Origin of the sequence: Labilibaculum manganireducens (assembly GCF_002843385.1) — a bacterium.
Classification (GTDB): Bacteria; Bacteroidota; Bacteroidia; order Bacteroidales; family Marinifilaceae; genus Labilibaculum; species Labilibaculum manganireducens.
In genome coordinates, this window is record NZ_MVDE01000016.1 from 84,420 (window position 1) to 97,177 (window position 12,758).

The window sequence follows — 12,758 nt, forward strand, 5'->3', positions numbered from 1 at the left end:
TTTTAGATTTATTCATACCTCAAACTCTCCACCGGATTCCTCGTAGCTGCCCGCCACGATTGAAAAGAAACAGTAAGCAGTGCAATTCCCAAAGCAATGAGTCCTGCCAAGGCAAAAATCCACCAGCTAAGTTCTGTTTTATAAGCAAAGTTTTCGAGCCATTTATGCATGGCATACCAGGCAATGGGGCAGGCAATTACAAAGGCAATGGCCACCCATTTTGCAAATCCTTTGTTTAGCATCTGCACAATTTCATAAGGTTTGGCTCCATTTACTTTCCTCAATCCAATTTCTTTGGTTTGGGTCTCAACTATAAAAAAAGTTAAACTAATCAGACCTAAACAAGAAAGTAAAATAGAAATTGCAGCAGCATAATTTAGTATTTTCTGAAACTGTTTTTCTTTTGTATATAATGCCTCCCATGAGCTATTCATAAACTTAATTTCTAAAGGGAACTTAGGAGAGAGCTTAGTCCACTTTTTTTGAATAGCGGATAAACATTGCTTAAAAGTTGCTCCATTGGTTGTTATTAGTTTAAAATAGGCTACTTCATCCACATTATTTCTGCATCTGAAACCAACAGATCTTATGGGAACGTGCATAGATTCGAAATTAAAATCTTTAACCTCTGCAATAATAGGTTCTTGTTTTGTTCCATTCCAATTCAAAAGTTTAACATCTTCCAATTGTTCAATTCTGAACTTTTTAATTGCGGTTTGATTAAAAATCCAATCTCCTGCTTTTGGCGAATATTCATTAAATTGTTTTCCTCGAACCAATTCAATTCCGAAAAACTTGAAAAAGTTAGGAGAAACATAAAAATTAGAAAACCATATATTATATTGTTCCGTCTTATTTAGTAAGTCACGTCCCCAATTAGATTCATTATACCCAATTACTGAGGATGAGAAGGTGATGTCTTCTACGCCTGCTATTTTTTTCATTTCATTTTGAAATGCATCTCCCAAGTTTGAAATTTCTTCATTTGTTGTTGTATAAATAATATTTTCTCTTTTAAACCCAGGGTCTTTGCTGATAAGGAAATTATTCTGCTTCTTAATGAAAAGAATACTTGTTAGTAATATAATGGAAATTGTAAATTGAAAAACCAATAAAATATTGCGAAGATAATTTTTATGATTTATGGAGATTTTATTTTTAAGTAGTTGAGTCGTTTCATTACTACTTAGAATAATGCCAGGTATGATTCCTGTAATTAGCAGTGTAACAATTAATATTAGGATGAACACAACGAGATTCCATCCTGAAAGAATTTCAGCAAGGGTAAACAGAGATTGAGTAAGATGATTTAAACCTTCTGTTAAGAAATAAAGCAATGTGATAACCAGAGCAGATGTAATTAATAGAACTAAACCAGATTCAGTACTAATCAATTGAATGATTTTCCTCCTTTTACTTCCCAGAACTTTTAAGATTCCGATATTGCGTAATCTTTTTATTTTTTGAGTTGACACTAAATTAATGTAGTTAATACAGGCCAAAAGTAGGATTAGGATGCCAGTGATTCGTATAATTACAATTGTAAGATGATTTCCATGCCTCTGTATTTCGATGTCTGGAGCTTCGAAATAAGAATCTTGTAATGGGAGAGAACTAAGTTTAATGTTGCTTTTAAAATCTTCTTCAACATCTGTTAATGGAATATTTTTAAGTTTCTGATTAATCAAGTTTATATTGCCATTAGTTGGTATTCTAAAATAAGAGATATAGTTTTGAGTGCCCCAGCTATTTTTATTTCCAACATACCAATCAATTTTGTTATTTGTATCTTCTGATAAAACGGCATCAAATTTAAAAGAACTGTTGTGAGATAAATCTTTAATTACAGCGCCTACAACAATTAATTCATTTTGCAAATTGGTTGCATTATACGTAATTGTTTTACCAATAGGATTTTCATTTCCAAAAATCTTTTTTGAGAGCGTTTCAGTGAGTACAATTTTGTTTGATGTTGTTAATGCTGTTGAAGGATTTCCATATAAAGCTTTCATTGGGAGAACCCGAAAAAAAGCTGAATCTGTAACAATTAAATGCTTTATTTTTATTTTTTTATTGTTGTATTCAACAAATACTTGTGGAGACCATTCATTTTGAGCATATGTAATGTGCTTTATTTCAGGAATATTCATGCGTATCAATTCAACCATTTTGGAAGAGACATATGAATCTTGATCATTTTCCAGAACAAATATATTGTCAGACTTAGCAATATGTTTATCCATTGATTCTTCCTTGTCTACGAAAGCAAAAATCAATAAACTAATACTTATTCCAAGTGCAAGTCCACCAATATTAATTGCACTTACCACTCTGTTTTTTAGTAAGCTCTTTAAAGATAATTTGATGTTGTAAAAATTCATTGTATTAATTATTCATTAGTAATCGTTAATTGTTTTTACTCATACCTCAAACTCTCCACCGGATTTCTGGCTGCTGCTTTTATGGTTTGAAAACTGGTGGTTATAAGAATAATTAGAGAAATGATTACGGCTCCCAGTATAAAAATCCAGGGCTGAATATGCCATTTGTTAGCACTCGGAATATGTTCGTATACCCACCACGCAGTCGGATATGCAATCAGTAAGGAAAAGAACAGAAGCACAAAATATTCACGGCTTAGCAAATAGAAAATTCCAAACGAGGAACTTCCATTGATTTTGCGAATTCCAATTTCTTTAGTTCGGCGAACTACGGTAAATGAAACCATTGCAAACAATCCAATGATTGAAAGAAAGATACTAAATACAGTAAAAAATAGAATGGTACTGTTTATTGAATGGTAAATTTTGAAGCTGTTTTCATTGTTGAAAGCAGTAGGTAAATCCCGAAATTCGAATGGATCATTTGGAAAATTTTTCTCAAATGCGCTGGTCAGGATGGCTTTTGCTTTTTGCTGATTGGCAGCATGAATGCGGAAAGAAAAGATCCATTCTCCAACAACCTTCACAGGGCTTAGAACAAGTATTGCAGGTTCAATGCCATTGTGTAAGTCCTTGTAAACATAGTTTTTAAGAACGCCAATTACAATTAGTTTGTTGTTTTTTATTCGTTTTCCGATGGGATTGTCCCAGCCAAAAGCTTGCGCTGCCGTTTCGTTAATCAAACATGATTTCCCCAAATCGGATGAAAAATTGCGCAAGAAATCGCGTCCGGCTATCAGCGAAATCCTCATATTTTGCACGAAATCGTAGCTGATGTTGTTGAACACACAATTGATTTTTTCGTCTGGTTTTCCACCTTCCCAGTTGGTCATGCCTCCTCCAAAACTAACAAACGGAACATGTTTCGATACGGAAGCATTTATTATTTCCGGATGTTGCAGCAATTGGTTTCGTAATTGATCGAAGTTAATTCCGGGCTTCGAAACGCTCATTTGAGCATAGAGTATATTTTCTTTGCTGAATCCTAAATCTTTGTTGACCAAATATTTGATTTGCATTGAGAACGAAAGGGTAATCAGAATCAAGAATACCGAAATAGCAAACTGAAATGTAATCAGTGCTTTTTTTATGCTGAATTTTTTGTGTTGTTTATTAAATAGTTCTCCTTTAAACAGCGATATAATTTTGAGTGAGGACAAAAACAAAGCAGGGTAAATTCCCGATAAAAATCCAATCCCTAACGAAATCAGAATTGTTGTGCCGATAAATTTCCAGTCGTAAATCAGACTTAAACTTAAATCTTTATCAACAATATCTGCAAAAATGGGAAGAAAAACTTTTGCGAGTAAAAAGGCAAGTGCCAAAGCCAGTACCGAAATAGAAATTGTTTCGCCTAAAAACTGTACAATCAGCATGCCGCGTTTGCTTCCGTTTACCTTTTTCACGGCTACTTCTTTTCCTCGTGTTGCAGCATTTGCTGTAGTTAGGTTAATATAGTTGAAAGATGACATTAGGAGTATAAACAGGCCTATTAATCCGTAAAGCATAAGAATTATAATATAGTCGTTACGTCCAAAAGGGTTTAGGTGAAGCTTTTTCATCGGACATAACTGAAGTTCTTCATATTCGAAGCCACTATATCCTGAAAGAATATTTTTGATTTTGCTTTCCAGATATTTTGAATCAGTGTCTGGTTTTAGCAGTGCATAGGTCATGCAGTTGCACCATCCGATGTTGCTGAGACTTGGTTTTTCTGTTTGTTCGAGAGAGGAGTATGAAATAATGTAAGTTGGCCGTATTGTCGAATTTTCCGGCAGGTCAGCATAAACACCTGTTACTTTGAAATCAAGTTTCTTTTCAAGAGTAACTGTTTTCCCAACTGCAATTTCATTGGGAAATAGCTTATCTGCAATGGTTTTTGACAAGATGATGGTAAACGGTTCGATGAGTGCTTCTTTTGATGTTCCTTCCTGAAATTGATAGGTGAATACATCAAATAAACAACTGTCGGCATAAATGCCTTTTTCGTCGTAAATCTGTCTGTCTGCTACAGAAGCCAGAAATTTTCCGCCTATTTCGCGGGTAACCGAAATTTTTTCGAATTCCGGAAACTGTTTTTCGAGTAACTGAGCGGTTACTGCACTCGTGTGGGGCGAAATATCATTCCCGTCCATTGCATACAGCGTTTTACTGTAATGACGCTGAACCCGAAAAATTCGATCGTATTTGGCATTTGCTTGATCCCAGCTTAATTCGTACCGAACAAATAAACCAATTAGAATAAAAGCGGAAAAACCTAATGCAAGTCCTAATACCTTAATTAATGAATATGTTTTGTGTTTTAAGACATTCCGGACTGATATTTTAAATATGGCGCTAATCATTACAAAATGGATTTATTTTAAAAAATTCTATTTTTAATTTATTCATACCTCAAACTCTCCACCGGATTTCGGCGTGCATTTCGAGTGAAATTTATGACCGTTACTAGAGCTACAAGTAAAAGAATGATCAAACTACATATGAAAAATATCCACCAATGTAAAGGGAGTTTATAAGCAAAATTCTGCATCCACAAGTTAGCTGTAAACCAAGCTCCTAAAGCACCAAGTAATACAGCAGGAACGGCCAGAATCTCAATATCCCACAAGAAGACCTTTAGAAGACTTGAAAATTTAGCTCCGTTTATTCTGCGAATAGCCAATTCTTTACGACGTCTTACCGCCTCGTTGGAAGTATAGCCTAATAGTCCAATAATTGTAATGAGTAAGATTATTGCACTACCTGCCACCATTGCATTTCGAAATCCACGTTGTTGCGTATAGCCTTTTTCTTGCTGTATTTCAAGACTCTTTATATCGGCATCTCTATAAGGTAAAGCAGTATTAAATACCTCTCTTATTTTATCCATTAATCTAGCTTGAGTATTCGGATAGGTTTTCACCAATATGTTGAATGAATAGGATGGATATTTGATAGCTGTTTTTACAAAATTAGATTCAGATCTATAGAAAAATACGGCAGGACGTATATCTGGATCAGCCTTAGAGCCTATTGTGAAATCCGAAAAAACACCCTTAATAATTGTGCTCCCATGTTCACTAATCACTATTTGTTTACCAACCACACCTTCATTCCATGCATTGTGCATTTGAAGTAGTTTAGCACCTTTCTTACTAATTAGCACATCACCTTCAAGAGTTGTTTCCTCAGAAAACACCTGTCCTTCTGTTACTTGTATGTTTAGTATGGACAAATAACTATCGTCAACAGCATAAAAATCTGCAATGTTGAATAAATCTCTTTGTTCATCCTGAGATAGAATATTATTTCCAGATTTGGAGTCGCATGGCAATGTTTCTCCAAGACCAACTTTTTCTATCTCAGGCATCGATCTTAATTCGTGTAATACACTAGCTATTTTACTTCCATTCATACCACTAGTGGATCCATAAAAAACACCCTCAGTTTGATAACCGTGAGAAATGTTCTTCATGTTATTGTATTGCAAACTAACAATAACCAGCATCGATAAAATAAAAGAAGCGCCTATAAACTGGAAAGCTAATAAAATCAATTTCCAACTGTTCTTTTTTTGTTGATAGTAACGAAAAGCATTAGCTACAGGAATACGGGAGAAAAAACGAGCTGGCAAGTAACTCATTAGAATAAGCATAAATATCAATATGCCCATTAAAGGCAAAATAACATAGGGATTTAAAACGGATTGCAATTTATGCCCAACTTGTTGCTCGGCTACTGGTTGTAATACTATAATCAGAATAAAAGCTACGATTAAGGATAGGAGAAATAGAAGGGCTGACTCAGAAAAAATAATTTGTTGCAAATGGCGAGAATGAGCTCCAAAGGTTTTATAGATTGCCGATGATTTTGACCTCTTTACCAGCACGCTTAGTGTGAGTAGAATATAGTTTAATAAAGAAACAAATAAAACCGCAAATGCAATTGTACTTAGAATTAAAATAATGTCTTTTAGGGTTTCTGTATAAACTTCCTGAATGGGTTTAAGTGAATATTTCAAAACAAATCCATCGTCTTGAGCCTCAATTTTTCTAATATCCTGATGTACTTCTTGCATTTTTCTAACTGCAGAAGCTAGATTTTCTGGTTTAACCCCTGGAGCTAGTTTAACACAGGAGAAATAACGATCATTTCCAAGCCAATTATCAGAGCCATCCCACATAAAATAGCTTGTTGAAACCATTGATATTAATACGTCGTATTTGTAATTCGTGTTTTCTGGCAAAGCTTCAAATATACCTTCAATCGTTAACTTACCACCTGGATATTCTTTCAATTCAATAGCTTGCCCAATAACATCGCCACCTATACGAGTAGCAATTTTATTCGAAATCATACATTTCATAGGCGATTTGAGAATTTCCACAGGATTTCCCTTAAGCATAGGTCTAGGTAATACTTCGAAGAGATGTTCATCTGCCAAAACAAACTTAGCCTCGTAGCTTTTCTTGTTTTCGGTATAAAATATTGATGAACCTATAGAATTTAATCGCGTTGCAGCTTCTACTCCTGGCACCTCTGCTTTTAAACCCGGAGCAATTGCACCACTAACTTGATTAGCACTTTCCAATTTATCTTTAGACTTCTCTGCTTTGTAATTTTCAGCGACAACATAAATACGATCTGAATCGGGATAAAAACTATCGAAACTGTGATAATAGAATACCTCAGATAAAAGTAAAATACCAAAAGCCAAACCTGTAGCTAAGGAGACTATACGGGCGACACTGTGATCACCCTTTAAAAATAAGCGTCGAAATGCAAGTTTTAAAAACATCATAATTTGTCATTTGTTTTTCAATAGAATTTCTATATTCATTACTCATATCTCAAACTCTCCACCGGATTCCTCGTAGCAGCCCGCCACGATTGAAACGAAACCGTAAGCAATGCAATTCCCAAAGCAATGAGTCCTGCCAAGGCAAAAATCCACCAGCTAAGTTCTGTTTTGTAGGCAAAGTTTTCGAGCCATTTGTGCATGGCATACCAGGCAATTGGGCAGGCCAATACAAAGGCGATGACTACCCATTTCAGAAAATCTTTGTTTAGCATAGCCAGTATTTCTTTGGTTTTGGCACCATTCACCTTTCTAATGCTTATTTCTCTTTTTCTTGCTTGTATAATTGAAATAGAGATTGCAATTAGGCCGATACAAGCAATTAGTATTGCCAGTAAGGACAGAGCACTGAGGAAATTCCGCTGATTGATGTATTGTTGATATCGTTGTAAATACAAATCATCAATGAATTGATAGCTTAGTGCATAATCTGGGAATAATTCTTGCCATGTATCTTGAATGCCACTTAAAGCACTTTGAAGGCCTTCTGGGGTAAAGCGTATGCTTATACATGAATTAACCATGTTTTGATAATGAATTGCCAATGGTTTTTCCTTTTCATTCATGCTGGTTAAATGCAGATCATCACAAATTCCAACGATTTGTCCTTTGGGTAAAAGTTTCTTGTAAAAAAAGTTGAACTCAAATGATCTGTTCAGGAAATCTTCAGCTTGTAGTTTTGGATCAATGTATTTTAATGCTGTTTTATTAAGAATATATTGTTTGCTTACAGTATCTGAAGTGAAGTTGTTTCCAGCCAATATCTGTACATGATAGAAATCAAGGAAATTATGATCGCATGTAAATACATTTAACGGATTACTGGAGAATTCTTCTTGGGTAACACCTTCCAGATGATAGGGAAAAGCATCCATTATTTCACCGCTGGGTTCCTCCATTGAGGCAGTGACGTTTTCAATTCCTGAGATTTTTAATAATTTATTTTTAAAGAGATCATATTTAGAAGCTAGAGAAGGCGATACATCGGTAATGTTGATAATATTTTTGTTGGATCCTCCCAGTCTGTTTTCCATTAACAGATTAATTTGACTTTGAATAACGAAAGTGGTAATTAATAAGCCGACTACAATTGCAAATTGGAGAGATAGTAACACTCCCCTTGTGTTTTTTCCAGATTTGGTTTCTAAATTTAGAGAAGTCTTATTGAGTAAATTAGATTTTAATTTGTGTTTTAGTAATGGCAATGTTCCTATTAAAGAGCCACATACAATAAGGAAAAAGATTATTTGTAAGAAGTGCTTGATAGTAGACTTTGTGATAATAAAATCTGGCAAGAAAAATAATTGCTGAAAACCCGAATAGGCAATTCGAGCCAAGCCAATTCCTAAAACAACCGAAATTCCAACAATTAGTAAGTTTTGCCACAAAGCAACCATTGCAATGTGCTGCAATTTCCCACCCAATAAATGGTTTATTAATATGTTTCTAGATCGTTCTTTTGTAGAAACGATATTAATATTTGTGAAATTTAATAAAGCAACAAGAAAGATAAGAATGGTCAATAGGATTAGGAAATGAATGTTCTTTATATCTCCATTGATTTCAATTTCTCTGTCCTTGTTGCTATGAAGATGAATATCTTGAATAGCTTGCAGATGAAGAATGTTGGAGGTTATATCTTTTTCACTAAAATATTTTTTTTTGAATTGATCAAACTGTTCTCGCACCCGAGTTATACTTTTAGCTTTGTTTAGAAGTAAATAGGTGTAATTCCAAGCAGAATAGTCAGCTTGATTTTCGAGAGAGGTAAGTATTTCAGGATGAAAATGAGATTGCAAAGGAACATCTTTCATAATTCCGACAATGGTATAATTATGAAATTTTTCATCATTCTGACTCTCTAAAGAAATTTGTTTGCCTATTGGATTTTCTGAACCAAAGAATTTGTTTTGAAGCGATTCTGAAATGACAGCCTGACCTTTAGAGACCAATATCTTATTAGCGTTTCCAATTAAAAGGGTTCCGTTGAAGACTTTGAAATAATTTGAGTCTGTAGCATAAGCTCCCTTGCTGTAAAATTTGTTTTCACCAATTTTCACCGCACATTGTTTAAATGGAGAAAGACGAGCCATACATTCTACCTCAGAAAAATCATCAGCCAAGTATTGAATAACAGGATTTCTTACTCGGGCAAAATGATTGTTGTAATCTTTTTTCTGATATTCTATTGTGAAACGGGCAACTCTATCACTATTAGAAAAATATTGATCAAAGCCAGTCTCAAATTGAATGTAATAAAGAATTAAAAAAACGGAAGCAAGTGAAACGGATAAGCCGATAATATTTGTGATACTATAAGCTTTCTGTCTAAGAATGTTTTTTAGTGCGTATTTAAAATTGTACCAAAGCATATTTTCGTTTTAGATTTATTCATACCTCAAACTCTCCACCGGATTCCTCGTAGCCGCTCTCCACGATTGAAACGAAACCGTAAGCAGTGCAATTCCCAAAGCGATTAATCCAGCCAGGGCAAAAACCCACCAGCTAAGTTCTGTTTTGTAGGCAAAGTTTTCGAGCCATTTGTGCATGGCATACCAGGCAATTGGGCAGGCCAATACAAAGGCGATGACTACCCATTTCAGAAAATCTTTGTTTAGCATAGCCAGTATTTCTTTGGTTTTGGCGCCGTTTACTTTGCGAATACCGATTTCTTTCCTTTTTTGCTGAACGTAATAAAGCGACATGGCAAACAATCCCATAACCGAAATAATTACCGTTAGCAGAGTAAAATACATTACAATTTTGCCGGTTTTGTCTTCCCTTTCGTACCAGTTGTGAACCGTTTCGTCAAAAAAATCCAATTGTAATGGTGTACCATCAGTAAAGTCGCTGTGTGCTTTTTTAATTTTTTGAATGGTTTCGTAATTATTCTTACCGCTTAATTTTATTACATAGCTCCAGGCATACTGATCGGGTTTTAGAATGTGAAAATAGGCGGGTCCCAATTTGCTTTTTAAATCCCTGAAATGGAAATTTTTGACGATTCCGTAAATGGGGTATTCGGTACCTTTTAGTTTGAAATTGCTCTCATTTTCGGGCAATTCCAATTCTTTTACCGCGGCTTCATTCAGCAAGCAAATGTTTTTAGAAAAGGCAATGCCCGTTTTTCTAATCGGAATGTTCAACAATTTAAAGAAGCTGGTATCCACAATAAAATGTTGGAAGCTTAGCTCCTTGTCATTATAGGTAAAACATAAGTTGTTTCCTCCGTCAAGGGGTGTGCCGGCACTTAAACAAACATCTTCAACTCCGGGGATTTTTTTCAGTATTTCCTGCAAAACGCGCTGTTTCGCACGAGGTATTTCACTCTCAAAACAAAGCATGTTTTCCTGTTCGAAACCTAGTTGATGATTCCGCAGAAAATTAGTTTGTTTATTGATGAAAAAAGCACTTGTGATTAAGCTAATAATAATGAGGTATTGAAAACTAACCATGATTCGGGAATAGATACTTTTCTCCTTCGTTCTGATTTTGCCTTTCATTACATCAATGGGATCAAACCGGGCAATTTTAATGGCTGGTATTATTCCTGAAATAATGCCAATAACACCCATAAATAAAAGAGCAATGCAAATATTGATCCATGTAAATTCATCAATAAAATTGAGTTTTGCATCCAGTAAATAATTGAAAACCGGAACTACCTGAAAACATAAGATAACTGCAAGGAGTAAAGAGAAGAAACTAAGGATAATCGATTCGGACATACTTTGCAAAAACAAGTCTTTTTTCTTTCCGCCAATTAATTTTTTGATTGCAATTTCCCGGCTGCGAAAAGACGATTGGGCGACCGTAAGATTCACGTAGTTGATAATGGAAAGCACCAATATCAGAAATACAATACCCGATAATATCTGAAGAAAACCTTTGCTTTTATTTTTAGTGTCGTAGGACTTGGATGTGCTGAAGTACGAATCAACAATTGGCTCTAATTCAATAGATTTTGCATATTCTCTTTTAAACATCCAATTAACTTCCTTGAATATTTTTAATATTTCGGGAGCTTTAGCCTGAATATTGGTATTGGGTTTCGTTAAAATATACAAGCCATAAGAATTGCTGTTATACGATTCCAAAAAATCATTCATCCCAAATACTTTTCCCAGAGTAGGGAAATTAACAAGCATATCGAATTTCTGAAAGTGCGTGTTGTCAGGTACATCTTCCATAATGCCAGTTACTTCAAGGTCAAAATCATCGTTAATTGTAAGAGTAGTTCCCAATTCCGGAAGTTTACCAAACAGTTTGTAAGCAAAAGACTTTGTTAAAACGATGGTATTTTCCCTGCTTAATACAGTTTTATTATCGCCGTTAAGCATCTTGAATGAGAAAATGCTAAGAAAGGATGAATCTGCAAATAGTGTCAGGCTTTTCAATTTAGAAGTGCCGGGAGCTTTTACATAAACTCCTATATTTCGGGTTCTGGCAAAATTTTCTACTTCCGGAAATTTTTGCATTAGCAATGGTCCGGATGGGGGTGCAAAACCAGATTCTTCCCCATGAGTCACACGAAAAATCCTGTCTTTTTTCAAATGAAATTGATCGGCCGAATATTCATTTTTTATATAAATACTCAAAAGGAGAATAAACATGATAGATATGGCAAAACCCAAAATAGTGATCACACTGTAAAGTTTATTTTTCCAAAGGTGCAGAGCAAAAGATTTCAAATGATTGGATATCATGATTTACGCATTTAATAATTATCAATAAATTTTGAGAGAATAGAATTACATTACTTCCTCAACCAGACTTTCTTCCATCACAACTTTTCCATCAAACAGATTGATGATTCGGTGAGCATAGCCGGCATCCTGAATGGAGTGAGTTACCATAATGATTGTTGTTCCTTCGCGGTTTAGTTCGGTAAGCAGCTCCATTACTTCCTGTCCGTTTTTCGAATCCAGATTACCTGTTGGCTCATCGGCAAGTATTAAGCCCGGGTTGGAAACAACCGCCCGGGCTATGGCCACACGTTGCTGCTGACCACCGGACAGCTGTTGAGGATAGTGTTGTGCACGATGACTCATGTTCATTCGATCCAGAACTTTGTTCACCATCTCTTTTCTGGTTTTACTGCTGATTCGCTGATAAACCAATGGCATTTCAACATTTTCGAATACATTCAACTCATCAATCAGGTTAAAACTCTGAAATACAAAACCAATGTTGCCTTTTCGCAAATCGGTGCGCTGACCTTCTTTTAAACCCGATACCTCGGTACTATCAAACGTGTATTGTCCTTCCGAAGGATTATCGAGCAAACCCAGAATATTCATCAAGGTAGATTTACCGCAACCCGATGGACCCATAATGGCAACAAATTCGCCTTTGTTGATTTTCAGATTTACATTGTTAAGAGCCAAGGTTTCAATCTCATCGGTTCTAAATACCTTACTTAGGTTTACTGTGTTAATCATAGCTATTTATTTTAGAATTTATTTTCATGTGTAATT

At 35.1% G+C, this 12,758-nt stretch carries 6 protein-coding genes; all 6 read right to left on the reverse strand.

Features of this window, described 5'->3' with window-relative positions; translation table 11 throughout:
* Positions 1-8 precede the first annotated feature (8 nt).
* From BZG01_RS11820 to BZG01_RS11845, 6 genes are read right to left on the reverse strand one after another with little or no spacing between them, the layout of a single operon-like run.
* Complete coding sequence (locus BZG01_RS11820) at positions 9-2,381, reverse strand: ABC transporter permease (RefSeq protein ID WP_101310047.1); 2,373 nt, start codon at positions 2,379-2,381, stop codon at positions 9-11.
* A gap of 35 nt (positions 2,382-2,416) precedes the next feature.
* Positions 2,417-4,786: an ABC transporter permease gene (locus tag BZG01_RS11825; RefSeq protein ID WP_101310048.1), complete on the reverse strand. Its 2,370-nt coding sequence runs from the start codon at positions 4,784-4,786 to the stop codon at positions 2,417-2,419.
* Between the two features lie 38 nt (positions 4,787-4,824).
* Positions 4,825-7,224, reverse strand: coding sequence for an ABC transporter permease (locus BZG01_RS11830; RefSeq protein WP_101310049.1), 2,400 nt, complete (start codon positions 7,222-7,224; stop codon positions 4,825-4,827).
* A gap of 38 nt (positions 7,225-7,262) precedes the next feature.
* Entirely contained in the window at positions 7,263-9,653 is a 2,391-nt protein-coding gene (locus tag BZG01_RS11835) for an ABC transporter permease (RefSeq protein WP_101310050.1), read from the reverse strand.
* A gap of 15 nt (positions 9,654-9,668) precedes the next feature.
* Positions 9,669-11,987, reverse strand: a complete 2,319-nt coding sequence (locus tag BZG01_RS11840; protein ID WP_101310051.1) for an ABC transporter permease — start codon at positions 11,985-11,987, stop codon at positions 9,669-9,671.
* 45 nt (positions 11,988-12,032) lie between these two features.
* On the reverse strand, positions 12,033-12,722 hold the full coding sequence (locus tag BZG01_RS11845; protein ID WP_101310052.1) for an ABC transporter ATP-binding protein: 690 nt from the start codon (positions 12,720-12,722) through the stop codon (positions 12,033-12,035).
* Positions 12,723-12,758: the final 36 nt, after the last annotated feature.

Excerpts from the sequence above, each read along its gene's own strand:
- BZG01_RS11845 (WP_101310052.1), bottom strand. The coding sequence starts at position 12,722 with ATGATTAACACAGTAAACCTAAGTAAGGTATTTAGAACCGATGAGATT.
- BZG01_RS11840 (WP_101310051.1), bottom strand. The coding sequence starts at position 11,987 with ATGATATCCAATCATTTGAAATCTTTTGCTCTGCACCTTTGGAAAAAT.
- BZG01_RS11830 (WP_101310049.1), bottom strand. The coding sequence starts at position 7,224 with ATGATGTTTTTAAAACTTGCATTTCGACGCTTATTTTTAAAGGGTGAT.
- BZG01_RS11835 (WP_101310050.1), bottom strand. The coding sequence starts at position 9,653 with ATGCTTTGGTACAATTTTAAATACGCACTAAAAAACATTCTTAGACAG.
- BZG01_RS11825 (WP_101310048.1), bottom strand. The coding sequence starts at position 4,786 with ATGATTAGCGCCATATTTAAAATATCAGTCCGGAATGTCTTAAAACAC.
- BZG01_RS11820 (WP_101310047.1), bottom strand. The coding sequence starts at position 2,381 with ATGAATTTTTACAACATCAAATTATCTTTAAAGAGCTTACTAAAAAAC.